Origin of the sequence: Tropicibacter sp. Alg240-R139 (genome assembly GCF_900537075.1) — a bacterium.
Lineage (GTDB): Bacteria > Pseudomonadota > Alphaproteobacteria > Rhodobacterales > Rhodobacteraceae > Falsiruegeria.
This window is the reverse complement of the sequence record NZ_UNRA01000010.1, coordinates 47,228-72,463: the sequence shown is the minus strand read 5'-3', so window position 1 is coordinate 72,463 and position 25,236 is coordinate 47,228. Positions and strand designations below refer to the sequence as shown.

The following is a 25,236-nucleotide window of genomic DNA, read 5'->3' as shown; positions in this document are numbered from 1 at the left end:
GCCGCTCGTTCTCTTTCTGAAGCCGTTTCAGTTCTTTCAATTGATCAACACCCATTCCACCATACTTCTTCCGCCAGCGGTAATAGGTTTGCTCAACAACTCCGATCTGTCTGATCGCATCAAGACGGGACATCCCTTGCCCCATCAGAACTTCAACCTGCCGTAACTTCGAGACATTCTCTTCAGGCTTCGGTCTCTTGTTTGCCATTCGTGGTCCTCCATTTCCTAAACATAACGGGGGACCAGTACAGTTGGGGAGGCTCAGTCCGCCACCCGTGAGTGATGAGCTTCTGTCCAGTTGGATCGGTCGGTTGGCGAAGGCCAATTATTGTTCGGTTGAAGAGCTTTGTGGCTATCTGGGTTTGGGGCAGGGCAGGGAGCTCGACTGTGCAGGCGACTTGCGGGTGGCGAACTCGGCCAAGCTGTGCAGGGCGGTTCAGCGGCCGACGGATGAAATCGCCGCCATGACTCTTCCGGATACGATGCATCATGACCTGCAATACGTGTCGCGGCATGACTTTCAGTATTGCCCGGGGTGTGTTGATAAAACACCCGATCTGGTTCTTCGCCATTGGCGCTTGGCGTGGTCGATGACCTGCGAAACCTGTGGCCAGGCCTTCGTGGCGAAGTATCCGGCCGAAAAGGTATCAGACCGGCTTCTTGCGCTCGGTGCTCGCGGCGCGCAGGCCCTGAAAACCGCTGTCGCCACGAACGATCTCAGACGCCTGCGCCGGATTGATCTGTCCCTGCATGTCATGACCGTGCTGGGGGTCGGGCATCTGGGGTCGCTCAACTCCAGGAACCAGCGCGAACGGCTGATGGGGCTTGCCGCGGTCAATGTCGGCACGGCCCGTCCCTTGTTGGGTTCCGCCATCATTCTGCGTGGAAACGACCGGGTGGTCCGGGAGTTGCGCCGAGCTTTTCCTCAGCGTCGTCGGGTGGTAGAGCGGATAAAAGGATTATCGCGAAACCTCGACCGACGGCTTCCAGAACTGTGCGCAACTCGGCATCAGACCGAGCAGGAAACACAAGCGATGCGTCACCCCAGTGCATCCGAGAGCGCTCTGCAGGCAGCTCGTCAGGCCATCTCCGAGCTCGGACCCGACGCAAATCGACAAGCGCTTGTGACGCGTGCCGATGCAATCTGGAGGTGTTCAAGTCGTGTCAAATCCTGAAGTGCGGAGCATGTGGACATATTGAAATTAGGGGTGCAAAAGCACCCAAAAACGCTCGGAATCCGCAGATTCTGATTTATTAGGGTACAGTGACAGAAATGCTCGAAACCGGCGGTGCGGATGTGGTGCTGTTAGACAATTTGCCGCCTGAGACTTTGGTCAAAGCCGTTGAAATGGTGAACGCTACATCGGTCACCGAAGCCTCGGGTAACGTGTCGCTGGATACCGTTGCGGCCATCGCTGCAACCGGGGTGGACTATATCTCGTCAGGTGCTTTGACGCATTCCTTCAGGACGATCGACTTGGGACTGGGCTTCTAAGAACCGAACCTCTGGCTACAACGTATCTAAAGTTGATCCAACCTGAAACATGCAGCCGTGATTCCGGGCTCAGTTGCTGAACTCTCTCAATACTTTTACTCGATTTGGCCTGTTCGGGATCAAAGTTAGGTATGCGAAGTCAAGGGATCGGGACTAACCTTCAGGGCTGGAAAAAGCGCCGCCAATCAGATGTCGTTACCTAATCGGCAGCGGTTCCCGCACGGTTCCAACCACGTCCTTCGGTGCCGAACATTTCGTAGCCGTTGTCAGTGACGGCTACCGTATCTTCCAGTTTCACAAAGCCCCGTTTTGGATGCAGCATGGTGGTTTCCAGCGATAAAACCATGCCGGGTTTCAGGGGTTTATCCGCATCTGTTCCGTCATATCGAACCGGGTGGTTGGTCATGATAAAGGGGGCTTCGTGGCTGATCAAACCCATGCCGTGACCAAAGAAGTCTGTGCAATCTCTGTTGGAATTTTCCGCCAATACAGATTGAGCGTGGCTGATGACATCGCCGGCCGTGGTGCCGGCACGAATTTTTGAAAAGGCGGCTTGCTGGACTGCCTCGATTTCGTTCAACAAGTCGCTCAATTCGTGGTCCGGTTCTCCGAGGATACCCATTCTGCAAATATCACCAATGTAGCCGTGCAGGTTTCCACCAGAGTCCATTGAGATGATTTCGCCCTCGGCCAGGGTTTGAGGGCCCGCGGCCCGGTTATGACTGCTGCCTAAGGTTAACAGGCAATAGTCAAAAGTCAGCCCACGGTTGGTTTCTTCGCGGCGCAGACGTTCGATGATTTCCGTTTTGCTGTGACCTGCCCGAGTCGCCGCCATTGTTGCCTGCATTGCATCCGAGATACCGTCGGAGGCCTGCCGAAGCAGGGTCAGCTCTTTTTCAGATTTGATCGCCCGCAAGGTCTCCATAACACCGCCGGCGTCAACCAAGACCGAATTGGGGAATGCATGGGCGATCATGTCATGTGCATCGGACGGCAGAAAGGCGCGTTCGATTCCGATCCTTGGTGAGGCGACGCCCATTGCTCTAAGATGGTTGAGCGCGGTTTCAGTGGCATCCGTCGATCCCCAGCTTGCGGGCATGAAATGCGGCACCCAAAACGGGTGGTTTTGATGCTCGCCCGTCTCCATGACATTGCCGACATAACCGGTCTTGTCGATGTCGCCCCGGAAATACAGAAGATATGGCAAGTACCGGCTGTGTCCGATGGCGTCCATCGCGGAGAAGAAGATAAACTGATGCCCCCCCAGCAGATACTTTACATTGTGTTTTGACGTGATCATCAGAACGTCAATCCCCGCCTCCTCAAGGAGATTGTCCAGATGCGAAAAGCTGTAAGCAAGATCGTCAACAGAATTGGCCAGATGGTAGGACACTGTCAGCCTCCGAGGGTTGATTTGGGAATGACGTGGAAATCAGGCAACTCTTTGAGCAGCTCTTCGGGGCCTGCCGGTGCGTAGACCACAAAAATTTCCATCAGTTCATCTCCGGTGTTCAAGGTTGAGTGGAACCGGCTCTCGGGGATGAATACAGTACAGCCAGGACCCACGGTTTTTGTGTGCGGCGTGCCGTCTTCGTCTTCGACCATCTGGGCGCCTGTGCCCTTGATGATGAAGATGATCTCTTCGGAGCCTGGGTGATTGTGTCGGTCATGACCTTTGCCCGGTGGCACTTGCACCACGGCGGCCGAGAATGCCTTGGCGCCGTTGACCTGGGGAGCGAGGGTGACTGCTAGACGGCCCCAATCGAATCCATAGTTGTCTACATCGCTAGGATAGTTGAAGAAATTATCTGTGTCGGCCATGTCAATTCCCCTGCATGGAAATGGATTTGAAGGTTTGGATTTGCTGTCGGATGGCCGTTTCGGCGGGTAATCGTTCGGCGGAGCTTGCGCCATAAAACCCGTGGCATCTGTCGCAGTGCGACAGAATATAGGCCGCGTCGTCCGGCATAGAGATTGGTCCGCCGTGGCTTAGCACGACCACATCCTCTCGGACCGACCGCGCTGCCGCCGAAATTGCATCAATCTCGGACACGCAATCATCAAGCGTCTTGGCCGATGTCGCGCCAATGGTGCCGCCGGTGGTGACCCCCATATGAGCAACGATGATGTCTGCCCCGGCCTTGGTCATGGCGATGGCCTCGTCAGGGGTGAAGACATAAGGGGTTGTCAAAAGGTCCAGGGCGTGGGCTTGCGCAATCATGTCGACTTCAAGCGCATAACCCATGCCGGTTTCTTCGAAACTTTGGCGCATAGCACCATCAAACAGACCAATCGTTGGGAAGTTTTGAACGCCCGAAAATCCCATCGATTTCAGCTCTGCCAGGAATTGAGGCATCAGGACAAATGGATCGGTTCCGTTGACGCCGGCCAGAACCGGGGTGTTTGTTACGACGGGCAGCACTTCGACCGCCATGTCCTTGACGATTTCATTGGCGTTGCCATAAGCCAGTAATCCGGCGGCGGATCCGCGTCCGGCCATCCGGTAACGTCCAGAATTGTAGATGATAATCAGATCGATCCCGCCGGCCTCTTCGGATTTTGCGGAAAGGCCGGTTCCGGCACCGCCGCCAATAATGGGGCGTCCGGCGTTGATCAGGGCGCGGAGGTCTTTCAAAATTTCTGCGCGGGGAATAGCTGGCATGGTCAGTCCTTGCTAAGATTTTGGAAGGTCGCAGCTAGGGCAGCTGCAAATTCAGGGTCGTTGATGTGGAACGGTAGGCGCTGCACCTTGCGGTTCTCGGTTTGCTGAATTGTGTTTTCCAACGCATCAAACAAGGCGGCATCGGCGTCCGGCCACCAGAAGTCGCCACCTTCCACGTCGAGCATGGACAGGCCTTTTTCCGGCAGCAACACGCATACAGGCCCGGCGCAGGCATTGAGCTTGTTGCCAACCCAACGCCCAAAGTCGGTGTTCTCCTCCGGCGTGGTGCGCATGAGCGTGACATTAGGGTTGTGGTGATAAAATTTTCGACCGCTGAATTTTTCCGGAACGGTGTCTGGCGCCCAGAAATTGACCATGTCCAACGCGCCGGGAGCGCCCACCCACGGGGTAGTTCGGGTGGCCACGACGTCCAGTCGTTCGGGGAGGCATGGCAAGACGCCCCCCACAAGAAGGTCGCAGACCTCTGTCAATGTTACATCGATCAATCCAACGAGACTATTGTCGGCCAAAAGACGTTCCATGGTTTGACCTCCGGTGCCGGTGGCGTGGAAAATCAAGGGATCAAACGCATTGCCGATCTGACGGGCAACTTCCGTGACGCAAGGTGTGGTGACGCCAAACATTGACAGACCGATGGCTTGTTTGGTGCTTGTTTCTGGGGGCGCCGGGTTCAGGGTCATTCCAAGAAGCGCCTGTGCCGCGTTGTGCAAAACCCGGCGGCTGACGCGGTTGAGGCCGGCAAGATCGGTTATCGCGGGAAACATCACGGTGTCTGAGACACCAATGAAAGCGGATGTGTCGCTGGAGGCCAGCGTGGAAACCAGGACCTTGGGAATACCGTAGGGCAGGGCGCGCATGCCTGCGGAAACAATGGACGTCCCACCGCCCCCACCGATACCTAGAACGCCATCAAAGTCGTTGTGATTTGCTGCGCAATACGCGGCGAAAGCCCGGCTCATTGCGGCGACTGCGGCGCCTCGATCGTTTGCTTCAAAAACGGAATGGTCAAAATTCGGATCGGCTATGGACACCTCAGCGGCAGAGATGTCCACGCGGACAGATGGCGTCAATATGCCGACGTCGACCAAGCAGGTCTCGGCGCCAGTATTTTGGAGAATCGCTCGAAGAAAGGCGAGCTCCTCTCCTTTTGTATCCGCGGTGCCGGTCAGAAGAATTTTAGGCAAGCTGATGATCTCCCTGGATATAATTGACTGCCTTGCGCGTCCAGAAATGGGATGTTGATATCAAAATAGGACTGTAGTACCATATTGGCATGAATGTTCCACGTCAACATCAGGAACAGGTACCGCTGAAAGGTGCCCGTGCCAGAACCCGAAAGCTGATGCTCGCAACGGCCCGCCAGATGATGCAGGAGGGCCTGTCTCCTTCTGTGAGTGAGGTGGCAGAGGTCGCCGAGGTGTCGCGGTCGACGGCTTACCGGTACTTCCCGACCAAGGAAGCCATGGTGCGTGCCGTCGTGGGGGAGGCGTTGGGGCCAATTCTTGAGTGGTCTTCCGGGGCGCAGGATCCTGAGGTGCGTGTTGGCGACCTGATCCGGTTTTCGTTTCCACGCATCGTGCGCAACGAGGCCACGTTCAAAGCTGCGCTGCGGACCGAGCTTGAGGCGCAGGCGAGCGCGCAGCCCAAGATCGACGGTGAACCGCTCAGGGGGCATCGCATGGATTTGATTGACCGGGCTCTGGAAGGCGTTGCGCCTTCTGAGGAGAAAGATCGACTGAAGTTTGCGCTTGCCACGCTGTTCGGCGTCGAGGCGCTGACCGTGCTGCGAGACATTTGCGGCCTGGATGGTGCGGAGTCCCAAGAGGTCGTCGCCTGGGCAGCTGAAGCTCTCACTCGGGCAGCATTGAGCCGTAACTGAATACCGATTCTTTAATCTGGCCATACCAGAATAGTAGCATCGTTTTAGTTTTACTCACGAATTTTCACAGTCAAATTTCTGAACCCTCAAAAACTAAAACGTTTACATTCTATATAACTTGCTGAATTTAAACGATAACAAATATTTCGCGCGAAGGGGGATTTTTGGGATTTTTATTGACAGATGGATTGATCTGGTAGTACCAAAATAGGGCAACGCGTGGGAAGAAAACAATTTGCGCCCGCTTCATTGTGAAATGCCCGGCTATCCGGCCGGTCAGATGGACAGAAGAAACTGGGAGGAAGTTCCAAATGTCTACCAAACTGAAAGGCCTGTTAGGTGGTGTGGTGATGTCCGCAATGGCCGTAACAGCTGCAAGCGCAGAGGATCTTGTGATCTTCTGGGCGGAATGGGATCCGGCAAACTTCTTGCAGGAACTCGTCAACGAATATGAAGAAGAAACCGGAGTTTCGGTGACGGTGGAGACCACGCCGTGGTCGGACTTTCAAACCAAGGCGTTTACAGAGTTCAACGCGCGTGGGTCGGCCTATGACATGATTGTCGGTGACAGTCAGTGGCTGGGCGCGGCCTCTGAAGGCGGCCACTATGTTGAGATGACCGACTTCTTTGCCAAGCATAATGTCGGTGACGTGATGGCACCTGCGACAGTAAAGTACTATGCGGAGTATCCAGGCAACTCGGGTAAATTCTGGTCGATCCCGGCCGAAGGGGACGCTGTCGGCTGGTCCTATCGCACGGATTGGTTTGAAGATCCCGCTGAGATGAAGGCTTTCAAAGCCAAATATGGCTATGATCTTGCGCCACCGGCAACATGGGCGCAGCTTCTGGATATCGCAGAGTTCTTTCACCGTCCGGACGAAGACCGTTATGGGGTCGCGATCTACACCGACAACTCTTATGACGCGATGGTCATGGGCGTGGAAAACGCGATCTTCTCATATGGTGCAGAGCTGGGGAACTTCGAAACCTATGAGGTTGAAGGTATACTGAACTCGCCCGAGGCTGTTCAGGCGCTCGAAGACTACAAGAAGCTTTACAGCTATACGCCTCCAGGCTGGGCCAAGACTTTCTTTGTCGAGAACAATCAGGCGATCACCGAGGGCCTTGCGGCCATGTCGATGAACTACTTCGCCTTCTTCCCGGCGCTTTTGAACGAAGCGACCAACCCGCATGCCGCCAACACCGGCTTCTTCGCGAACCCAGCGGGCCCGACCGGTGCTCAGCACGCGGCACTTGGTGGTCAGGGCATTTCGGTCGTGAGCTACTCGGATAATCAGGAAGAATCCTTTGCATTCCTGGAGTGGTTCATTCGTGAAGATGTCCAGAAACGCTGGGCCGAGCTTGGGGGCTATACGGCACACGCCGCAACCTTGGAGAGCGAAGAGTTCCGTCAGGCGACGCCATACAACGAGGCCTTTTATCAGACCATGTTCAAGGTCAAGGACTTCTGGGCTGTGCCTGAGTTTGCGGAGCTTCTGACAGCTGCCAACCAGCGCCTGTATCCGTTCATTGTCGGTGACGAAGGAACTGCACAGGAAACTCTTGATGCGCTGGCGGCTGACTGGGCCGCAACCTTCAAGAAATATGGCCGAACCGAATAACTGATCAGATTTCGGGGGCGGGTTGCCGCCCCCGGACGACAGACTTCAACACAAATGAAAAATCAACGGGACCGGGCCAGTGGCACAGGTAGACGTCATGACACATAGCGAACCACGCGCCGGACAATCCGCTGCACGAGGGTTGAACGACAAGTCGATCAGGAATTTGTTCATCTTTCCTACGATCGCGTTCCTTATCATTTTTAACATATTTCCGCTGCTGTTCTCTCTGTACACAAGTTTCACCGATTTCAGGGCGTCGACCAACGCGCCTGCGAACTGGGTCGGGCTTGAGAACTACTCGTATCTGCTGACCAATGAGTTCATCTGGCGCAACTTTACGATCACGGCCAAATACGTGCTGATATCTGTCACAGGGCAGGTTGTCGTCGGTTTTGGGTTGGCCATGCTGTTGAACCGCTACATGCCGTTTAAGGGGCTGATCACGACACTGCTGCTGCTGCCGATGATGCTGTCTATGGCCGTTGTCGGGCTGTTCTGGAAGCTTCTGTATGATCCGAATTTCGGCATTATCAACCATTCGCTGGGGCTTGGGAAATTTGAATGGCTTGCCAACCCGGATATGGCTCTGTGGGCCGTGGCGATCACCGACATCTGGATGTGGTCCCCGTTCGTAATGCTGCTGTCGCTTGCTGGGCTTTCGGCTGTGCCCAAGCATCTTTATGAAGCCGCCGAAATTGACCGCGCGGGGACGTTTTACACGTTCTTCCGCATCACACTTCCTTTGGTGGCGCCGATCCTGATGATCGCGATTATCTTTCGCACGATGGAAGCCTTCAAGACGTTCGATCTGGCCTATATTCTGTCGAGCCAGCCAACCACTGAGTTGATTGCGATTCGTCTTTATAAGATGGCCTTCCTTGAGTGGCAGACCGGCCTGTCGTCGGCTTTCGCCTATATCGTGCTCGTCATGGTCGTGGGCATTACCATGATCTACGTAAAATACCTCAACAAAGTGAAGGAGCGCTGAGATGGCCGCTGTTCGTTCCCAACGCGAGGTTTGGACCAATCGCGCCGCTATCTTGGCAGTTCTGGTCGCCCTCGTCGTCATGCTGGCGCCGATCTACTGGATCACATCGACCGCCTTCAAACCCCGCAACCTCGCCACGACGGTGCCGCCTACGGTTGTTTTTGAGCCGACAATTGCGCCTTTCGTGAAGCTGTTCGTCAAGCGCAGCCAGCTGCGCGAACCCGTGTCCGAAGAAGTCTATGACGCCGCCCCCTGGTGGGAGCAGATGGTGCTTGATGGCGGTGAAAAGGTGGTGCGCAGGGGCAGAACCGGCGAGGTTAGGTCTTCGGGCTATGGCAAGCGGTTCACCAACTCTCTGATTGTCTCGATCATCTCGACCATTCTCGCGGTTTCGATGGGTACGCTGACGGCCTATGGGTTCTCGAGGTTCCGGGTGAAGGGGGAAGACGATCTGTTGTTCTTCATCCTGTCTACAAGGATGTTGCCCCCAGTTGTGGTCGCGATCCCAATGTTCCTGATGTATCGAACGGTGGGTTTGAATGACACCCATCTGGGACTGATAATCCTATATACGGCGTTCAACCTGTCGTTCTCAGTCTGGATCATGAAGGGGTTTATCGACGAGATCCCGCGCGAGTATGAAGAGGCCGCGCTTGTTGATGGCTATACCCGTATTCAGGCGTTCTTCAAAATTGTGCTGCCTGAGGCCATGACGGGTATCGCGGCGACGGCTGTCTTTTGTTTCATCACCGCATGGAATGAATATGCCTTTGCGTTGATCATGACCAATCGCAAGGCGCAGACGGCACCGCCCTTCATCCCTAGCCAGGTCGGGTCGGGCCTTCCTGATTGGACTGTGATTGCCGCAGGCACATTCCTGTTCCTGTTGCCGGTGGCGATCTTCACATTCCTACTTAGAAACCATCTCCTGCGTGGCATGTCCTTCGGAGCGATCCGCAAATGACCTTTAAGCAACTCAACAAAAAGTACTTCGAACCGGGCGCGCAGGGTCTGATGATCTTTGGAATTATCGCCCTCTGCCAACCCTGGAGTTTCTGGCTTCACAACAACGGTTTGATACTGACCCTGACGGGCCTTGTCTCGTTCATGATCACATCCAAGATCCCGCCTGAACCAGAGGTGGCAGAGGACGAACAAGAGGATTTGGTCTGATGGCTGAAATCGAGATACGCAACATTGGCAAGTTCTTTGGCCCGGTTGAGGTACTGAAGGACGTCAGCATGACAATCGCGGATGGCGAGTTCGTGGTCATGCTGGGGGAATCCGGTTGTGGCAAGACCACGACCCTGCGGGCGATCGCCGGGCTGGAGAGCGTCACATCTGGGAAAATCTTGATCGACGGCGAAGAGGTACAGGACAAAAAAGCGTCGGAGCGTGACATTGCGTTCGTGTTCCAAAGCTTCTCGCTTTATCCGCATATGACGGTCTATGAGAACATTGCGTTTCCGCTACGCGCGGTCCGCATGAACGCCAGTGATCGCCAGGCAGCGGTTAAAGAGGTGGCGGAGATCTTGCGGATCGAGCCGCTTTTGAACCGCAAGCCTTCGGCGCTTTCGGGCGGGGATATGCAGCGTGTCGCGATTGGGCGGGCGCTGGTGCGTCGGCCCAAGGCACTTTTGATGGACGAGCCCATCGGTGCGCTGGATGCAACGCTGCGCGAGCAAATGCGGGCGGAGATCAAGCGCCTCCACATTTCACGGGGGTCCACGTCGGTCTACGTTACCCATGACCAGATCGAAGCGATGTCGCTTGCGGATCGGATCGTCATTATGAATGACGGGATACTGCAGCAGATCGGCGCACCGGAGGAAGTGTATCTGCGCCCAGCTAACCTGTTTGTAGCGCAATTCGTCGGCAGCCCCGTCATGAATGTCACTGACGTCGCGCTGGAAGGGGGCGATGGCGGAGCCAGCGTCATGATCGGCGGCGACAAACAGGGGTTCCATTTTCCGGGGCAGGTTGTCGGCCATCTGAACGGTGCACCGCTGTCGCTGGGCATCAGGCCCGAGGCGGTTCTGTTGAGCCATGATGCTGCGCATGGTGCGATCGAAGTGGAGACCACGAACGTCGAACCGTTGGGGAGCCACGACATTGTTGATGTCCGCGTAGGCGAGACTGTTCTGCGGTCACGGACCGAGGCCGGCTTTGTCAGTGGTGAAGGGCAAAAAGTATGGGTGGGACTTGATCCGTTACAAGCACATTTCTTTGATCGCGACAGCGGACAGGCACTTAGAGGGGCAAACTGATGTCACAGATCAAGCTTCAAAACATCTCGAAAACCTTCGGTGTGAATAAGGCACTGCGCGGACTTGATCTGACGATTGAGGATGGCGAGTTTTTCGTGCTGTTGGGTCAGACGGGGGCGGGCAAGACAACTTCGCTGCGCATCATAGCCGGGCTTGAGAGGCCGGATGATGGAAAGGTGCTGATTGACGGTCAGGATGTGGCCGACTGGAATGCGGCAGAGCGGGATGTGGCGTTGGTGCTTCAGCAATATTCGCTTTATCCGCGTTTGACCGTTCGGGGAAATCTGGAGTTCCCGCTAAGGTCCAAGATCAGGGGTTTGAACGAGAACCAGATTAAAAGAAGGGTCGAGCAGGCCGCAGAAACATTGCACATTACGCCGTTGCTGGACCGCAAGGTCGAGCGTCTTTCGGGCGGTGAAATGCAGCGTGTTTCGATTGGTCGGGCGATTGTTCGGGAACCGCGTGTCTTTTTGATGGACGAGCCGTTGTCAGCACTTGATGCCAAGCTGCGCGAAGTGTTGCGGGTGGAGCTGAAAAAGCTGCACAATGAACTAGGCGCTACTTTCCTGTTTGTGACGCATGATCAGGTCGAGGCGATGTCGATGGGCGACAAGATCGGGGTGCTAAACAAGGGGCGGTTAGTGCAGGTCGGCACGCCTGCTGAGGTTTACTCGAACCCGGTGAATACATTTGTGGCCCGCGCCGTTGGATCGCCGCCGATGAACCTAATAGATGGTCAATTGTCTGCTGGCAGCGCGAGTATCGGCGCGGGTGCTTTCAGCCTGCCGGTTGCTGCAAACGGCGGGGTAGATGGCAGGGATCTGACATTTGGTGTTCGACCCGAGGATGTGACACTGGAATCCGGTGCGCCGGTTGAGGGGCGTGTCTTTGACATCGAAGACCATGGTGTGATCAAAATCCTGACGCTGGAGGTGGGGCAGAACCGGTTGCACGCGACTGTTCCGGCGCAAATGTCGGTGAAACTGGACGACAGCGTCCGTTTTGGATGGAAGCCGGAAAAAGTGCTGATGTTTGATCGAGGAACTGGTGTGAACCTCGCAGCGTCGGCTTAGCCGAACTTTTCCCGATAGGCGCTTTCGACCGCGGGATTGCAGAAGTTATCAGGAAGTTCGCCCGAGAGTATCAGGCGGGCTTCTTTGACGACGCCCTCGCCCATACGGCGCATACTCTCTTCGGTAATGCCAGCCATGTGCGGTGTCAGAATGACATTGTTGAGCACCATAAGCGGATGATCAGATGGCAATGGTTGCGAGGAAAACACGTCCAGTGCCGCACCGCTTAGATGACCTGATTTCAGAGCGTCGATCAGGGCCGTTTCTTCGATGACCGGACCGCGAGATACGTTCACAAGTACACTGCGTGGTTTCATATTCTGCAAGGCCGATGCGTCGATCAGACCGCGGGTCTCTTCGTTTAGTGGGCAGGTCAGGGCCACAATGTCTGCGGTTTTGAGCAATTCCGTCAGCGTGAGTGCCTGGACGGTTTCGGGGAGACGTGACGGGGTGCGTGTTGTCGCAACGATCTTCATGCCGAAACCGCGTGTAGCGATTTTCTCGATCTGGCTTCCTATGTTGCCAAACCCGATGATCCCCAATGTCTTGCCACTCATTTCACGTCCGGACACGGAATGCTGCCGACCAGCTTCCCACCCATTTCGCTGCAAGTCATGCGTGACCTCTGGATTGCGCCTGAGCAGGGATAAAGCTGACCAGACCACATGCTCCGCCACCGTTACGGCATTGGCCCCAGGAACGTTGGCAACCAGTGCGCCGACCTGCGTGGCGACGTCAATCGGGATCATGTCGAGCCCAGCTCCGTGGCGGACCAGCGCACGAAGGCCGGTCTCGCGCCGAATGATTTGGGGGTCGATTGGCGCGCGCACAACGATGATTTCCGCCCCTAAGCTGTCTCGCAGAATGTCCTGGGGGGAGGGGGTTGCAGCGACGTGATAATCGCCCAGCTTACACAATTCACGCGTCACATCCGGGTCGAGAGGGTGAGTGGAGAAGATGCGCATCCCTCAGGCCTTTTCGTGCGAGTTTCCAAGAATCTCGCTCCAATAACTTGCAGTGCCGCGTAAATGGCTGTTCATCAGTGCTTTGGAAAGCCGGGCATCACGCGCGACGAGAGCGTCAAAGATCTGGCAGTGATCCATATGTGATTTCCGGCTGCGCTCAGGCGTGTTGAAATAAAGCTTCAAACGCTGCTCGCTTAGCGCATAAAACGACGTGCAGATCTTTAGGAATACTGAGTTCTGAGTGGCCCGGACGATTTCGAGGTGAAACTCGTGGTCCAGTTCAGCCAGACCAAGGCCGGCAGCGATACTTGCTTCGGACCTGTCAAGGATGTTGCGAATTCGATCAAGATTTTCTTTGGTCGCTCGCTCGGCGGCCATTTCGGCAGCAGAGGTTTCGTGTATGCGCCGGACTTCGACCGCCTCGAAAATTTGTTTTGGTTCCAGGGCGATTCCGGCGCGGGCGTAGAACGCCATGGTCTCAAGGCCCCAGTTTTCGGGCTGCAGGTAGATACCCGACTTGGCGCGTCGTTCGATGACCTGCATTGCCTCAAGGATCGCAAGCGCCTCGCGCACTTGCCCGCGGCTGACCGAAAAATGTTCGGCGAGCTCACGCTCGGAAGGGGCCTTTCCGCCGGCTTCCTTGGCCGCGGAAAACAAGTAGACGGCAAGTTCTGGAAGAAATGTTTTTTCCTGAAGAGTCATCCCTGAACAGCAAAGTCCCTTATGGTTTTGTCACTGATGTTTAAACCCAGACCGGGAGTGTCCGGTATTTGGATCATTCCGTCACTTACCGCAACCGTTTCCTTGGCAAGATCGTGAATCATCGGGTTGGCGCCCAGTGAGAACTCGACCGTGAAGCTGGCCGGGCTGGCGGCACAGATATGCAGACCGGCGAAGAAACACGGCGCTCCGGCCCATAGATGGGGCGCCAGTCCAAGGTTGAACGTGCTGGCAAGCGTTCCAATTCGCATGCATTCGGTGATGCCGCCGGCATAACCGGGGTCGGGCTGGAAGATGTCGACGGCGCGCAGTGTTGCAAGTTCGCGAAAGTCGAACCGGGTTGCCTCGGATTCTCCGGCAGCAATCGGAATTGGGATCGACGCCCTGAGCTCCGCCATGCCTTGTTTGTCGTCACCGCTGATAGGTTCTTCGAACCAGGCCAGATCGCAATCACGGACCATCTCGGCAAAACGCCGGGCCGTGCCAACGGTGAATGTCCCGTGTGCATCGACCATCAGTTCCACGTCCGGTCCAATTGCACGTCTTGCGGCCCTGACCCGTTCCGCGGATGCGTGTGGGCTAGCATCCATCGCGCCGACCCGCATTTTGACAGCGTTGAAACCGCCATAATCAATGTATGATGTCAGTTGCTCGCCGATGCGTTCTGGATTTTCCCAACCGCCGGACGCATAGGCCGGAAGCCGGTCCGCTTTGCGGCCGCCCAACAGTTTCCAGACTGGGACACCTTGTGATTTCCCAAGAATGTCCCAAAGAGCGATATCAATTGCGCTGATCGCCGCGACACTCAATCCACGTCGCGCGAGATCAGGCATGGAGTGCCCGTGGCTGCGGGCTTTTTCTGCCCGAACACCGTTGTACAGGTCTTCCCAGATGTAGGTCACGTCTGCCGGGTCTCGGTCGACAACTTTTGGACCAAACTCTGTGTTGATCATGTGGACCAGCGTGCCATAAAACCCAGCACTGCCAGCCGCATTCTTACCCTCACCCCAGCCAATCAGCCCATCGTCGGTTTCGACCCGGACTATAGCTGCGTCAAATGTCGTCAATCGACCAAAGTCGCTGACATGTTGACGCTGAGATTCAATGGGAAACTGGACCCACCAGGCCTGAACGGATTTGACACGCATCTTATTCCTTTCGCCCTGGCACCATTGGGAGTGTGCGCCAGGGCTCGTTGACCGATGAAAAAGCGTTACTTGATCAACGGCAAAAGTGTTTCTGCAGTGATCCGCATCTGATCGGCATAGAATTCCTCGGAGAGCACACTGGATCCATGGTCTTCGATGAACTTGAGCTGTTCAGGTGAAATGTCGACGGGGTTGGTCTCGACCATATCCGGGTAGGGGGCTGCGGGTGTTCTGTCCACAGGGGCCACAAATTCGTTGGTCAACGCGCCATCGTATCCCACTTCTTTCAAGGTCTCGACAATTTTGGGCCAGTCCAAAGCGCCAAGCCCCGCCGCAAATCGATTGTTGTCAGCGACATGGAAGTCAAACAGGCGATCGCCTGCAAGACGGATCGCATCATACATGTTTTCTTCTTCGATATTGAGGTGGAAGGCATCCAGGCACACACCGCAATGCGGAGATACCGCGTCCGCCAGAGCCAGCGCCTGCGCGCATCGGTTAAAGAAATAGGTTTCAAATCGGTTCAACGGCTCGATTGCGATTTTCACGCCTTTGGCCCATGCGTGATCGAAGCACTCCTTGGTGGCTTCGACCATCCATTCCCATTCTTCTTCGGGCGTTCCATCAGGCACCACTTTGCCCACGGTTGCGGGGACAAGCGTGATCAGCTCGCCATCAAGGTCGGAAACCATTGTGATGACGTCCTTGACGTACTGGATTGACGCGGCGCGCTGACCTTCGTCACGTGCGGCCAGATTGCGCTCTTCCAGCATCAGCGTCACGGCCCCCCAGCACCGCATGCCGGTGTCCCTTAGCAGGGCACGCGTTTCCGCGACATCATACTGTTCGGGTTCGCCCGAAATCTCGATACTTTCGTATCCATATTGCTTGATCCGGCGCACGGTTGTTTCCAACGGCTCTGCCCGCATCCAGTTGTGGGTTGAAAGATGCATGTGCCCCTCCTCGGCATACAAACTGACGAAATCCTGCCCGTCTCAGGATGCGAATCCGTCATCAAACTGGTTAGACCAGATTGAACGGAACTTGGACAAGGGTCAAGCCTCCATCTGAAATTCGCAGTAGTCACAATAAACCCAATGTTTCAAGATATATCGACCGGTGTAGGCGCACCGAATTCGGGTGAGAAAGTAGTTCTTCGTGACGTCGTGAGAAAATAATGTTAAGTATTGGTAGTACCAGTTTGCGATTTTTTGGGAAATTACTATCGGAGGAGGGATCCGTTGAAAATCGGGATGTGCATGTTTCTATGGGCTACAAAGGTCGACCAGACATTTGCAGAGCTTCTTACTGACATCCGTGACACGGGCTTTGATGGGGTTGAGATACCGGTGTTTGAGGGGGAAGCACGCGACTATGCGGAATTGGCAAATCTGCTGGATGACATCGGGCTTGAGCGCACCGCCGTGACCGCGATCGGCGATCCGGCGATGAACCTTGTTTCCGATCATGACAACGCGCGGCGAGCCGGTGTTGATTACATGAAATGGGCGCTGGATTGCACTGCGGCACTTGGGGCGACACAGGTCAGCGGGCCCCTGCATTCAACACTTGGGCAGTTCTCGGGAGAAGGCCCCACAAAGGCTGAGTTCGCGCGCTCGGTCGAATGCCAACGCGAGATCGGAGATCACGCGGCCTCTTTGGGGGTCACAGTCGGCCTTGAGGCGCTGAATCGGTTTGAGTGCTATCTCGTGAACACAATGGATGCGCTTTGTGTCCATCTGGAAGAAATAAATCACCCGAACATCAGGGCGATGTACGATACGTTTCACGCCAACATCGAAGAAACCGACCCGATTGCTGCGCTAAGGCGCAATGCGGGACATGTCTCACATATCCACGTATCTGAAAATGACCGGGGAGTGCCCGGACGTGGAAACATTCGATGGCGCGAAACCTTTGGTGCGATCCGCGACATTGGCTATGATGGCTGGCTGACCATCGAGAGTTTCGGGCGCGGGCTGCCCGATCTTGCGGCCGCAACCAAGGTGTGGCGCGATTTCGCAGAAAGTCCAGAAGCCGTTTATCGCGAGGGTTTTCAACATATCCGCACGTCGTTGGATGCGGTTGGGCTGGATTAAGAACTTAAATGGGAGAGTGAGATGAAAACGATCAAGGGACCGGCGCTGTTTCTGGCGCAGTTTGCGGGGGACGAGGCTCCGTTCAATTCGTGGGAGTGTATAACGAAATGGGCGGCTGACTGCGGCTATAAGGGGGTTCAGATCCCAAGTTGGGACGGACGTCTGTTCGACTTGAAAAAGGCGGCGAGTTCAGCTGTCTATTGCGACGAAATTATGGGGATCGCAAAGGACAACGGCGTCGAAGTCACGGAATTGTCGACCCATCTGCAGGGCCAGCTGGTGGCCGTGCACCCAGCGTATGACGAGGCCTTCGATGGATTTGCTGCTGAAGAGGTACGCGGCAATCCGGCGGCACGTCAGGCATGGGCCGTAGAGCAGGTCAAAATGGCGTTGACCGCGTCCAGAAACCTTGGGATCACCGAACATGCAACGTTCTCGGGCGCGCTGGCGTGGCCGTTTGTGTACCCTTGGCCACAGCGCCCTGCGGGGTTGATCGAGACTGCGTTTGACGAACTGGCGAACCGCTGGCGGCCGATCCTAGACTACGCCGAAGATATGGGGGTCGATGTTTGTTACGAGATTCACCCGGGCGAGGATTTGCACGACGGCGTGACGTTTGAGATGTTCCTGGACCGACTGGACGGGCACGCGCGCTGCAATATGCTTTATGACCCCAGCCACTACGTACTTCAATGCCTTGATTATATTGACAATATCGACACCTACAAAGACCGGATCAAAATGTTCCACGTCAAGGATGCCGAGTTTAATCCGACGGGGCGCCAGGGGGTTTATTCTGGCTATCAGCCCTGGGTTGATCGCGCGGGCCGGTTTCGCTCGCTGGGGGACGGGCAGGTCGATTTCGCGGCTGTGTTCTCGAAGATGGCGGCGAATGACTTTGCGGGTTGGGCTGTTGTCGAATGGGAATGTTGCCTGAAGCATCCAGAAGACGGCGCGCGTGAAGGCGCGCAGTTTGTCAGTGATCATATCATCCGTGTAACAGAGCGTGCATTTGACGACTTTGCGGATGGCGGCACTGACGAGGCGGCCAACCGCAGTATGCTGGGCATAAGCTGATTGGCTTGCCGGGGTGCAAAAGGTGGTCGCAGACGCGCACCAAGCAGAGAGTATTAGCACAAAATATGGGGCGAGGGGCCCTTGTAGGAGGATAACAACATGGCACCGATCAGGTTGGGAATGGTTGGCGGAGGCGACGGCGCCTTTATTGGCGCGGTGCATCGCATCGCGGCGCGGATTGACGGAGAATATCAACTGGTGGCGGGGGCTTTGTCATCAACGCCTCAAAAGGCACAGGCCTCTGGCGCGACTCTGGGGCTGGCAGCGGACCGGACTTATGATGACTTCAAGGCGATGGCCATCCGCGAGGCGCGGTTAAAGGACGGGATCGAGGCTGTCTCTATTGTGACTCCGAACCACGTGCATTACTCAGCCGCGCGCGAATTTCTGAAGCGCGGTATCCATGTGATATGCGACAAGCCGCTGACATCGACCATGTCAGACGCGCGTAAATTCGCGGCAGCGGTGGAAAAGTCCAAAGCCAAATTCATCTTGACGCACAATTACACCGGCTATCCGCTTGTGCGGCAAGCGCGCGAGATGGTGGCATCGGGCGCTCTGGGAGATATTCGCGTGGTACAGGTAGAGTATCCGCAAGACTGGCTGACCGAGGCTGCAGATGACGACAACAAACAAGCCGCGTGGCGGACCGATCCGGCGCGATCAGGCGCAGGGGGCTCGACCGGCGATATTGGCACACACGCGTTCAATCTTGTTTGCTTTATTACACAGCTTTCGCCGGACAGCCTTGCAGCGGACTTGCAATCATTTGTGCCTGGCAGGGCGCTGGATGACAACGCCCACGTGATGCTGCGGTTTCAGGGCGGCGCACGCGGCATGCTGTGGTGTAGCCAAGTCGCGCCGGGTAATGAAAATGGTCTTCGCGTGCGGATCTACGGCAACAAGGGCGGTTTGGAGTGGGCGCAGGAAAATCCCAATGTCATGGCATACACACCCTTTGGTGAACCAACCCAGCTGATCACGCGCGGCGGGGCCGGCATGTCTGACAGCGTTGCGCATCTGACCCGCACTCCGGGTGGTCATCCCGAAGGCTATCTTGAAGGGTTCGCCAACATTTATACCGATGCTGCTGCGCTGATACGCGGCACCGCTGACGGCAAGGATTTGCCTGGAATTACCGAAGGTCTTCAGGGCATGCAGTTTGTCAACGCCTGTGTCACGTCATCCAAGCGGAATGGCACGTGGGTCAAATTCGACTGATGCAGGATCGGGGAGGCAGCGAACGACCTGAGGTGTCGGTGAAGTTTCCGGATCTGAACGGAAAGTCGGTGTTTATCACGGGAGGTGGCTCGGGCATCGGGGCCGCCCTGACCGAAGGGTTCATTCGGCAGGGCGCCCGGGTTGCATTTGTTCAGCGATCGGACGCTGCGCCGTTTGTTGAAGATATGGCCAGTAAACATGGCGCTCGCCCACTGTTTATTGCCTGTGATATCACGGACACGAATGCGCTTCGCAAGGCCATGGCCGAGGCCGTTGAGGCGCATGGCGAAATTGAAGTGCTGATCAACAACGCCGCCGATGACACACGTCATGCCACAGAGGACGTGGATGAGGAATTTTGGAAGTGGTCGAGTGACATCAACCTGAAATCGTATTTCTTTGCCTGTCAGGCAGTCATGTCGGAAATGCGTGCGGCCAGGCAGGGGTCCATCATCAACTTTTCTTCGGTTGCTTACATGATGGGGCTGGGTGGGTTTCCGATCTACACGGCTTCGAATGCGGCGATTACGTCCTTGTCGCGAGGCTTCGCCCGTGAGCTTGGAGAGTACGGCATTCGCGTGAACACCATTGCTCCGGGGATGGTGATCACACCGCGACAGCAGGAGCTGTGGTTGACGCCTGAGGGCGTGCAGGAGCAGCTCAGGCGTCAATGCATTCCATCGCCGATTGTACCAGATGATATTGTCGGAAGTGCGTTGTTTCTGGCATCAGACTTAAGCCAGATGATAACCGGGCAGGTTTTGATTGTTGACGGAGGCGTGGCGTTTTCAGGTGCGTGACGCTGGCGGCAACTGCCTAGTTCTTCCCAAACAGATGACGACCTCACTGACTCGGATACCAAGGCGCGAGACAGAAGCCCGGTTTAGCAATCCACCATCGGCTACATCCAGTCATCGAACTCTACGCGCATGTTCCTTGCTTTACGGGTAGATCCATCTTGTAGCTCGAGTTGACCGTTTCCCCGCGCTTTTCTTCGATTAGCATGAGTTGACGGCATCGAATCTACCATTGATGTCGACGACACAGCGAGGTTGGGTAGGGCGGGTTCATCTAGGCTTGGTTTTCCCGAACACTCCGAGCAATAAGCAATCACCAGTACCGCTATCGGCCGTCTCATGCTGTTTCTGCAGATTGGAAAGAAACGCAGTTCAGGAACTGGTGAACTTGCGTAGCTAAGGCGGTATTAGTTCCGCGCTGCTGGGTCTTGGCGCATAGTTGCCACAAGTTCGGCGACCTTCAGTCCAAATTTGCGCATCTCGGACTTGTTCATGATCGTTCCGTTGCCGGTCAGGTACATCCAGTCGGTAACATTCAGGACATGTCCGCCAGCGTCCTCGGGAAGGATAATCTTGTAGCTCAACCTTGCGGTCGAGCCAGAGATTTCGCCCACGGCTTCTCCGACGATGTCATCTGCCGTTGCCGTAAACGTATTGCCCGGGCCAATCTTCAGATGCCATTTCCGGTTCTGCACAGTGCCGTTGGAATAGGTGAAATGTTCCGACAGCGTGCCGGCGTCGCCGTCCCACTCGCCGACCATCTTGGCGACGAAGCTGTTGGTCATTTTGCCGGCCGGCCCATAAATCAATCCTTCGGACAGGATCTGACCGGACAGGTGCCTCCTGAGATCGAAAGCCGGGCCAGTGCCTGAATAGGTCTTGGGCGATTGCGCCCGAAAACTGAGAAAGAGTGACTTTGCCAAGACGGCCAGCACGACAACGAGCAGCAAAGTGGTCAGGATCTTCATTGTGTTCTTTCCTCTGGGGCGAGTGACAGTACAAAACCCAAGGCGACGAGTTTCAGAATGCAGGGGATGACGGCATAGCTTAGGTTCAGTGCCGACAGCGCCTGCGCGGTGTTGGTTTGACCGGGCTTGAATCCGTTCCATTCAAGGACCGGCAGAACGGTGAACGCCGCGAGCGCCAGTCCGAGTTTTCCGGCAAAGGACCAGAGCCCGAAAGCGGCGGATGCGTTCAGCCCGGCACCTGTGAGCGCGATGGAGAACATCGCAGGCAGCAGGACCATATCCGCTCCGAGTGCGGCACCAGAGGCGATACAGATCGCGACGAAACCCGCCAGATTTCCGGGGGCTAGAAAGGCGGCACCGACGAAGCCGAGGATCGAAAGCGGCATGGCGATCAGCAATGTGTTCCGTCGCCCAAAGTGGTGGCTCAGACGAGTCCAGAAAGGAACACTCAAGCCAGCGCTCAGGAAAAAAACGATGAGCAGCAACCCAGCTTTGCCCGCGAGTTGCAGCCGGTCCTCGACAAAAAATAGAAAGAGCGTCGAGGTGATGGCGACGGGCAGGCTGTTGATAAGGGCGAGCAGTAGCAACCGCAAGGCACCGGCATTTGCCATGCCGGAAAATGAAATGCTGTCTCCCAAAACTGGCGATCTTTTCCAGATTGAGCGGGTGAGGACGGCTGTTACGATAGCGATTGCCCCCAATGCAATCCCAAAGGCACCATAACCCCCATCCGAAGCGCCAGCAGATTCAAACAGGGTGGGCATCAGAGCAGCCAGGATCACCCCAGCGAGCATGCCAACCTCGCGCCAGCAGGCCAGGGTCATGAGATCGCTTGTTTGCGGGCTTTGGGCCAGCGTGGCGCTGCGCCCATAAAGCAGTATCGTCCCGAGGCTGTACGCTGAAAAGAGCAGGATCAGGACACCCATGAGTTCAAAAACAACATATGGTCCGGCCTGAAGAAAAAACAGAAGCGGAAAACCCACAGCAAGCCCGGCGGCGGCGAGTATTCCAAAGGTTAGCTGACGACTTGGCCAGCGGTCGATGGCCCAGCCGATTAGGGGATCCTGCACCAGATCAATCAGCCGTATCGCCAGAAGCACCGCCCCGACGACACCCAACCCAACACCAAGATTGACCGAGGCAAAGCGCGGCAGATGTATATAAAGCGGGATGCCAGCTGCCGCCAACATCAGAGAATAGAGGCTGACCTTGGGGTAGACCATCACTCGCCTTTCAACCGCCGGGTAAACGACGCCGAGCGGGTGTTGTTGCCGACGAAGATCGACATAAACCGTTGCGAAATCTGCGGATGACGCAAGGTGCACACCGGCACACCATTGCGCCAGAAACCGACCTGGTTTCGCCCCTGAGTGATCGCAAGATAGCGATCCCCTTTGCTCACATCGTCAAAACACCGGGCAAGCTGATCCTGTACCGGCGGCGGCGGGCCATTGCGCGCGAATTCATCCATCGTGCTTCCGACGAGATCCTTCTTGCCCACCTTGCGCAGGTATTCCAGCTCAATCCCGAAATCCCGGGACCAGTCCAGAGGGGCACCGTCGATCGTAAACAACCGGGCCTCATAGATCGGCAGGCCAACGAAGCGGAAGATCGCTTTACCGCGTAGCTCTGCTTCGGATAAGGCGGAGTCGATGACCGAGGCCTGTGCCAGCATCGGGCCGAAAAGCAGCGCCAGGATGAGCGGTATTCTACGCATGGGCCAGTTCCACCTGAACCACATTTGTGTGCCCCACGGCAAAGGACGCCGCGCAGATTTCGAGATAGTATTGCCAGTTGCGGAAAAACGCCTCGTTGTAGCCCTGCTCCTGGATACGGTGCTTTTGAGCTGCCAGTCGAGAGGCCCAGATCTGACAGGTTCTGGCGTAGTCCTGCCCAAAGGTGAAGCTGTCGCGCACCTGCAGATGTGCATTGCTGGCCTGAGTCGCAATCACCTTGTCCGACAAAAGCATTCCGCCGGGAAACACATATTGTCGGATGTAATCCGACGAGGTTCTGTATGATTCAAAGAAGCTGTCTTGGACGGTAATCGCCTGCAACAGGACCCGACCACCGTCGGCCAGGTTTTGCTTGAGGGTCGCAAAAAAGCTTGGCCAGTAGCGCTCGCCGACGGCCTCGACCATTTCGATGGACACGATGTTGTCGTACTTGCCGCGGATGTCGCGATAGTCGCGCAACTGGATGTCTGCGGCCCCGTCCAGTCGACATTCGGCGTAGCTGTGTTGATTGCGCGAGATGGTCACACCAGTCACGTCCCGCCCATCGCGGGCCGCGTGTTCGGCAAACCCGCCCCAGCCGCAGCCTATTTCCAGAACCTGCCCTCCATCACTGAGTCTTGATAGAGCTCGTGCGTTCTTTCGTGCCTGTGCCTGTGCCAGATCATCGCAGCCCGGTTGAAAGAGACCCGAAGAATAGGTCATCCCGTCGTCTAGCCATAGTTGGTAGAACTCGTTCCCGACGTCATAGTGAGACCGGATATTCTTGCGCGATCCACTGCGGGAGTTGTCCCGAAGGATGGTGTCGACCAACCTGAATTTCAGTTGGTTGAGCGGGTTGGCCCGATCATAGCTGCCAAAGTGTTCTCGGTTGCGCATGGCAAGATTCATCAACCCTTCGACCGATGGCGTATCCCAAAGTCCCTGCACATAAGCTTCGCCCAGACCAACCTGCCCATGAGCGGCCATCGCTGATACGGCCGACCAGTCGCGGATCACCATTTCTGCTTCCGGACCGGCCGTTCCAAATTCGTAACGTTCCCCTTCCGGGGTTCTGAGCGTCAGTCGCCCTTCACGCAGTTGCGCGCAGGTCGACAGGAATTTCGATTTCAGGGTTTTGCTTGTCAAACGCATCGTGTCCTCTGGTCATCTCGAGTGGCTGGTTCATCATGCGGACGATGCGCATGGCGCTGGCTATTCCGTCTTCGTGAAAGCCATGGCGGTTGTAAGCTCCGGCAAACCAAGTCCGGTTCTGCCCCTGCATCGCCCTGATCTGCGCTTGAGCTTCAAGCGCGGCCTTGTCAAAAACGGGGTGAGCAAACTCTGCTCGGTCATAGATCTTGTCTTCGGGGATTTCCGCAGAGGGGTTCAGAGTTACAAAGAGCGGATCATCTTCGGGAATGCCTTGAAGTTTGTTCATCCAGTAGGTCACACCGATTGCGCCATCCTGCGAGCGATATGCCCAGCTGGACCAGCACGCCCGCCGTTTGGGCATCTGGTCGGTGTCACAATGCAGTACGGCTATATTTGGCTGATACCGGATGCTACCCAGAGCTTTGGCCTCGGCCGGGGTCGCACCAGGTCCGAGAATGCGCAGTGCTTGATCCGAATGGCAGGCTAAAATGACGTCGTCGAACTGTGCCCAGTTACCCTTGGTATCGGACACCACAACGTTGTCTCGGGTCCGGCAGATGCCTGCGATGGGCGTGCCCTTGTGCAAGCTGCATCCCCGGGCCACAAGCGACGCCTCCAAGCGCCGCACATATTCGATACTGCCGCCCTGGACCGTCCACCACTGATGTTCCTTCATCCCTGCAAGCAGGGCGTGATTGCGAAAGAACTGCACCAGCGATTTTGCCGGGAACCCGTCAACGTCGTCCACTGGGGTAGACCAGATCGCACCACACATCGGCATGAGGTAGTTGTCGCGAAACCAGGTTCCCAATCGAAGCTCGTCGACCAACTCGCCAATTGTCTTGGTATCGCATTTTGCGGCGGCTTCAGCGCGTTTCCCAAACCGTAGGATGTCGGCGATCATCTTGTAGTATTGCGGTCGGAAAAGGTTGCGTTTCTGGGCAGTGATGGCTTGAAAAGTATTCAAGCCGTATTCCAGAGCGCCATTGTTGATGCTCGCTCCAAAGCTCATGTGGCTTTTGATGACTGGCACGCCGAGGTCGCGAAACAGACGGGTCAAGTGTGGATAGGTGACATAGTTAAAGACGATGAACCCTGTATCGACCGGCTGATCTCCGTTCTTGCCAGCCAGCACCGTTCGCGCATGTCCCCCGAGGCGGGGTTCAGCTTCGAACACCGTGACGTCGTGCTGGGCGGACAGGTAGTAGGCTGCGGACAGGCCGGAGATACCCCCACCAACAATGGCAATCCTTTTTCGGGCGCCGTGTGACTGATCCAGCATCAAAACCTCTTTTTAAGCGTGCTTTTAGAAATGGATACGCCGCGCCGGAGCGGTTGGATCAATTTCAATCGGATTTAGTCGT

General features: G+C 56.1%; 26 protein-coding genes and 1 pseudogene. 13 read left to right on the top strand and 14 right to left on the bottom strand.

The genetic code is table 11. From position 1 onward, the window contains the following. Positions 1–208 (bottom strand): transposase (locus G6R15_RS22165; protein ID WP_164662242.1); only part of this gene is annotated, 208 nt, incomplete at its 3' end. Between the two features lie 67 nt (positions 209–275). Here G6R15_RS22165 and G6R15_RS22160 point away from each other — a divergent pair. Together G6R15_RS22160 and G6R15_RS22155 are read left to right on the top strand one after the other, a co-directional pair. Continuing rightward, positions 276–1,175, top strand: a complete 900-nt coding sequence (locus tag G6R15_RS22160; protein WP_164662241.1) for a TniQ family protein — start codon at positions 276–278, stop codon at positions 1,173–1,175. Between the two features lie 95 nt (positions 1,176–1,270). After that, positions 1,271–1,495, top strand: a pseudogene (locus tag G6R15_RS22155) (nicotinate-nucleotide diphosphorylase (carboxylating)); the annotation flags it as partial. 199 nt (positions 1,496–1,694) lie between these two features. Here the strand turns inward: G6R15_RS22155 and G6R15_RS22150 are convergent. The 4 genes from G6R15_RS22150 to G6R15_RS22135 are packed head-to-tail and all read right to left on the bottom strand — an operon-like array spanning position 1,695 to position 5,362. Then, a complete protein-coding gene (locus G6R15_RS22150) occupies positions 1,695–2,888 on the bottom strand; it encodes a Xaa-Pro peptidase family protein (RefSeq protein ID WP_205520630.1) in 1,194 nt (397 codons plus the stop codon). Between the two features lie 2 nt (positions 2,889–2,890). Further along, positions 2,891–3,316 carry a cupin domain-containing protein gene (locus G6R15_RS22145; RefSeq protein ID WP_164662240.1) on the bottom strand — a complete coding sequence of 142 codons (426 nt, stop codon included), beginning with the start codon at positions 3,314–3,316 and terminating at the stop codon, positions 2,891–2,893. 1 nt (position 3,317) lies between these two features. Next, positions 3,318–4,157: a phosphoenolpyruvate hydrolase family protein gene (locus G6R15_RS22140; protein ID WP_164662239.1), complete on the bottom strand. Its 840-nt coding sequence runs from the start codon at positions 4,155–4,157 to the stop codon at positions 3,318–3,320. 2 nt (positions 4,158–4,159) lie between these two features. Continuing rightward, positions 4,160–5,362, bottom strand: coding sequence for a Tm-1-like ATP-binding domain-containing protein (locus G6R15_RS22135; protein ID WP_164662238.1), 1,203 nt, complete (start codon positions 5,360–5,362; stop codon positions 4,160–4,162). Positions 5,363–5,451: 89 nt separating this feature from the next. On the opposite strand from G6R15_RS22135, the gene G6R15_RS22130 reads away from it, so the two are divergent. The 7 genes from G6R15_RS22130 to G6R15_RS22100 all read left to right on the top strand — a co-directional run bounded on the left by G6R15_RS22130 (position 5,452) and on the right by G6R15_RS22100 (position 12,010). Then, positions 5,452–6,057, top strand: a complete 606-nt coding sequence (locus G6R15_RS22130) for a TetR/AcrR family transcriptional regulator (RefSeq protein ID WP_164662237.1) — start codon at positions 5,452–5,454, stop codon at positions 6,055–6,057. Between the two features lie 311 nt (positions 6,058–6,368). Further along, complete coding sequence (locus G6R15_RS22125) at positions 6,369–7,679, top strand: ABC transporter substrate-binding protein (protein WP_164662236.1); 1,311 nt, start codon at positions 6,369–6,371, stop codon at positions 7,677–7,679. Positions 7,680–7,776: 97 nt separating this feature from the next. Further along, entirely contained in the window at positions 7,777–8,670 is an 894-nt protein-coding gene (locus tag G6R15_RS22120; protein ID WP_164662235.1) for a carbohydrate ABC transporter permease, read from the top strand. A gap of 1 nt (position 8,671) precedes the next feature. Next, positions 8,672–9,634: a carbohydrate ABC transporter permease gene (locus G6R15_RS22115; RefSeq protein WP_164662234.1), complete on the top strand. Its 963-nt coding sequence runs from the start codon at positions 8,672–8,674 to the stop codon at positions 9,632–9,634. Next, positions 9,631–9,843 (top strand): hypothetical protein, encoded by a 213-nt coding sequence (locus G6R15_RS22110; protein ID WP_164662233.1) that lies wholly within the window; start codon positions 9,631–9,633, stop codon positions 9,841–9,843. Before G6R15_RS22115 ends, G6R15_RS22110 begins: the two co-directional genes overlap by 4 nt. After that, positions 9,843–10,937, top strand: a complete 1,095-nt coding sequence (locus G6R15_RS22105; RefSeq protein ID WP_164662232.1) for an ABC transporter ATP-binding protein — start codon at positions 9,843–9,845, stop codon at positions 10,935–10,937. Before G6R15_RS22110 ends, G6R15_RS22105 begins: the two co-directional genes overlap by 1 nt. Continuing rightward, entirely contained in the window at positions 10,937–12,010 is a 1,074-nt protein-coding gene (locus tag G6R15_RS22100; protein WP_164662231.1) for an ABC transporter ATP-binding protein, read from the top strand. The genes G6R15_RS22105 and G6R15_RS22100 overlap by 1 nt, the downstream gene beginning before the upstream one ends. Here the strand turns inward: G6R15_RS22100 and G6R15_RS22095 are convergent. The 4 genes from G6R15_RS22095 to G6R15_RS22080 all read right to left on the bottom strand — a co-directional run bounded on the left by G6R15_RS22095 (position 12,007) and on the right by G6R15_RS22080 (position 15,796). Next, on the bottom strand, positions 12,007–12,975 hold the full coding sequence (locus G6R15_RS22095; protein WP_164662230.1) for a D-isomer specific 2-hydroxyacid dehydrogenase family protein: 969 nt from the start codon (positions 12,973–12,975) through the stop codon (positions 12,007–12,009). The two genes, G6R15_RS22100 and G6R15_RS22095, sit on opposite strands and share 4 nt — an antisense overlap. A gap of 3 nt (positions 12,976–12,978) precedes the next feature. Then, positions 12,979–13,677: a FadR/GntR family transcriptional regulator gene (locus G6R15_RS22090; RefSeq protein ID WP_164662229.1), complete on the bottom strand. Its 699-nt coding sequence runs from the start codon at positions 13,675–13,677 to the stop codon at positions 12,979–12,981. Then, complete coding sequence (locus G6R15_RS22085) at positions 13,674–14,843, bottom strand: mandelate racemase/muconate lactonizing enzyme family protein (protein ID WP_164662228.1); 1,170 nt, start codon at positions 14,841–14,843, stop codon at positions 13,674–13,676. The genes G6R15_RS22090 and G6R15_RS22085 overlap by 4 nt, the downstream gene beginning before the upstream one ends. 65 nt (positions 14,844–14,908) lie before the next feature. Beyond that, positions 14,909–15,796, bottom strand: coding sequence for a sugar phosphate isomerase/epimerase (locus tag G6R15_RS22080; RefSeq protein ID WP_164662227.1), 888 nt, complete (start codon positions 15,794–15,796; stop codon positions 14,909–14,911). A 288-nt stretch (positions 15,797–16,084) separates the two neighbouring features. On the opposite strand from G6R15_RS22080, the gene G6R15_RS22075 reads away from it, so the two are divergent. The 4 genes from G6R15_RS22075 to G6R15_RS22060 all read left to right on the top strand — a co-directional run bounded on the left by G6R15_RS22075 (position 16,085) and on the right by G6R15_RS22060 (position 20,040). Next, entirely contained in the window at positions 16,085–16,942 is an 858-nt protein-coding gene (locus G6R15_RS22075; RefSeq protein ID WP_164662226.1) for a sugar phosphate isomerase/epimerase, read from the top strand. A gap of 21 nt (positions 16,943–16,963) precedes the next feature. Next, a complete protein-coding gene (locus G6R15_RS22070; protein WP_164662225.1) occupies positions 16,964–18,019 on the top strand; it encodes a sugar phosphate isomerase/epimerase in 1,056 nt (351 codons plus the stop codon). Positions 18,020–18,118: 99 nt separating this feature from the next. After that, entirely contained in the window at positions 18,119–19,240 is a 1,122-nt protein-coding gene (locus G6R15_RS22065; protein ID WP_164662224.1) for a Gfo/Idh/MocA family protein, read from the top strand. Further along, a complete protein-coding gene (locus tag G6R15_RS22060) occupies positions 19,240–20,040 on the top strand; it encodes an SDR family NAD(P)-dependent oxidoreductase (protein ID WP_164662223.1) in 801 nt (266 codons plus the stop codon). Before G6R15_RS22065 ends, G6R15_RS22060 begins: the two co-directional genes overlap by 1 nt. Before the next feature lie 404 nt (positions 20,041–20,444). On the opposite strand, the gene G6R15_RS22055 is transcribed toward G6R15_RS22060, so the two are convergent. From G6R15_RS22055 to G6R15_RS22035, 5 genes are read right to left on the bottom strand one after another with little or no spacing between them, the layout of a single operon-like run. Then, positions 20,445–21,005 carry a DUF3833 domain-containing protein gene (locus tag G6R15_RS22055; RefSeq protein ID WP_164662222.1) on the bottom strand — a complete coding sequence of 187 codons (561 nt, stop codon included), beginning with the start codon at positions 21,003–21,005 and terminating at the stop codon, positions 20,445–20,447. Next, positions 21,002–22,228 (bottom strand): MFS transporter, encoded by a 1,227-nt coding sequence (locus tag G6R15_RS22050; RefSeq protein WP_164662221.1) that lies wholly within the window; start codon positions 22,226–22,228, stop codon positions 21,002–21,004. The genes G6R15_RS22055 and G6R15_RS22050 overlap by 4 nt, the downstream gene beginning before the upstream one ends. Beyond that, the gene (locus tag G6R15_RS22045) at positions 22,228–22,680 is read right to left on the bottom strand and encodes a hypothetical protein (RefSeq protein WP_240336838.1); all 453 of its coding nucleotides are present in this window, start codon (positions 22,678–22,680) and stop codon (positions 22,228–22,230) included. Before G6R15_RS22045 ends, G6R15_RS22050 begins: the two co-directional genes overlap by 1 nt. A gap of 34 nt (positions 22,681–22,714) precedes the next feature. After that, the gene (locus G6R15_RS22040; protein WP_164662219.1) at positions 22,715–23,872 is read right to left on the bottom strand and encodes a cyclopropane-fatty-acyl-phospholipid synthase family protein; all 1,158 of its coding nucleotides are present in this window, start codon (positions 23,870–23,872) and stop codon (positions 22,715–22,717) included. After that, positions 23,811–25,154, bottom strand: a complete 1,344-nt coding sequence (locus tag G6R15_RS22035) for an NAD(P)/FAD-dependent oxidoreductase (protein ID WP_164662218.1) — start codon at positions 25,152–25,154, stop codon at positions 23,811–23,813. Before G6R15_RS22035 ends, G6R15_RS22040 begins: the two co-directional genes overlap by 62 nt. Positions 25,155–25,236 lie beyond the last annotated feature (82 nt).

Excerpts from the sequence above, each read along its gene's own strand:
- G6R15_RS22145 (WP_164662240.1), bottom strand. The coding sequence starts at position 3,316 with ATGGCCGACACAGATAATTTCTTCAACTATCCTAGCGATGTAGACAAC.
- G6R15_RS22140 (WP_164662239.1), bottom strand. The coding sequence starts at position 4,157 with ATGCCAGCTATTCCCCGCGCAGAAATTTTGAAAGACCTCCGCGCCCTG.
- G6R15_RS22130 (WP_164662237.1), top strand. The coding sequence starts at position 5,452 with ATGAATGTTCCACGTCAACATCAGGAACAGGTACCGCTGAAAGGTGCC.
- G6R15_RS22125 (WP_164662236.1), top strand. The coding sequence starts at position 6,369 with ATGTCTACCAAACTGAAAGGCCTGTTAGGTGGTGTGGTGATGTCCGCA.
- G6R15_RS22120 (WP_164662235.1), top strand. The coding sequence starts at position 7,777 with ATGACACATAGCGAACCACGCGCCGGACAATCCGCTGCACGAGGGTTG.
- G6R15_RS22115 (WP_164662234.1), top strand. The coding sequence starts at position 8,672 with ATGGCCGCTGTTCGTTCCCAACGCGAGGTTTGGACCAATCGCGCCGCT.
- G6R15_RS22110 (WP_164662233.1), top strand. The coding sequence starts at position 9,631 with ATGACCTTTAAGCAACTCAACAAAAAGTACTTCGAACCGGGCGCGCAG.
- G6R15_RS22105 (WP_164662232.1), top strand. The coding sequence starts at position 9,843 with ATGGCTGAAATCGAGATACGCAACATTGGCAAGTTCTTTGGCCCGGTT.
- G6R15_RS22100 (WP_164662231.1), top strand. The coding sequence starts at position 10,937 with ATGTCACAGATCAAGCTTCAAAACATCTCGAAAACCTTCGGTGTGAAT.
- G6R15_RS22095 (WP_164662230.1), bottom strand. The coding sequence starts at position 12,975 with ATGCGCATCTTCTCCACTCACCCTCTCGACCCGGATGTGACGCGTGAA.
- G6R15_RS22090 (WP_164662229.1), bottom strand. The coding sequence starts at position 13,677 with ATGACTCTTCAGGAAAAAACATTTCTTCCAGAACTTGCCGTCTACTTG.
- G6R15_RS22085 (WP_164662228.1), bottom strand. The coding sequence starts at position 14,843 with ATGCGTGTCAAATCCGTTCAGGCCTGGTGGGTCCAGTTTCCCATTGAA.
- G6R15_RS22080 (WP_164662227.1), bottom strand. The coding sequence starts at position 15,796 with ATGCATCTTTCAACCCACAACTGGATGCGGGCAGAGCCGTTGGAAACA.
- G6R15_RS22070 (WP_164662225.1), top strand. The coding sequence starts at position 16,964 with ATGAAAACGATCAAGGGACCGGCGCTGTTTCTGGCGCAGTTTGCGGGG.
- G6R15_RS22065 (WP_164662224.1), top strand. The coding sequence starts at position 18,119 with ATGGCACCGATCAGGTTGGGAATGGTTGGCGGAGGCGACGGCGCCTTT.
- G6R15_RS22060 (WP_164662223.1), top strand. The coding sequence starts at position 19,240 with ATGCAGGATCGGGGAGGCAGCGAACGACCTGAGGTGTCGGTGAAGTTT.
- G6R15_RS22055 (WP_164662222.1), bottom strand. The coding sequence starts at position 21,005 with ATGAAGATCCTGACCACTTTGCTGCTCGTTGTCGTGCTGGCCGTCTTG.
- G6R15_RS22050 (WP_164662221.1), bottom strand. The coding sequence starts at position 22,228 with ATGGTCTACCCCAAGGTCAGCCTCTATTCTCTGATGTTGGCGGCAGCT.
- G6R15_RS22045 (WP_240336838.1), bottom strand. The coding sequence starts at position 22,680 with ATGCTGGCACAGGCCTCGGTCATCGACTCCGCCTTATCCGAAGCAGAG.
- G6R15_RS22040 (WP_164662219.1), bottom strand. The coding sequence starts at position 23,872 with ATGCGTTTGACAAGCAAAACCCTGAAATCGAAATTCCTGTCGACCTGC.
- G6R15_RS22035 (WP_164662218.1), bottom strand. The coding sequence starts at position 25,154 with ATGCTGGATCAGTCACACGGCGCCCGAAAAAGGATTGCCATTGTTGGT.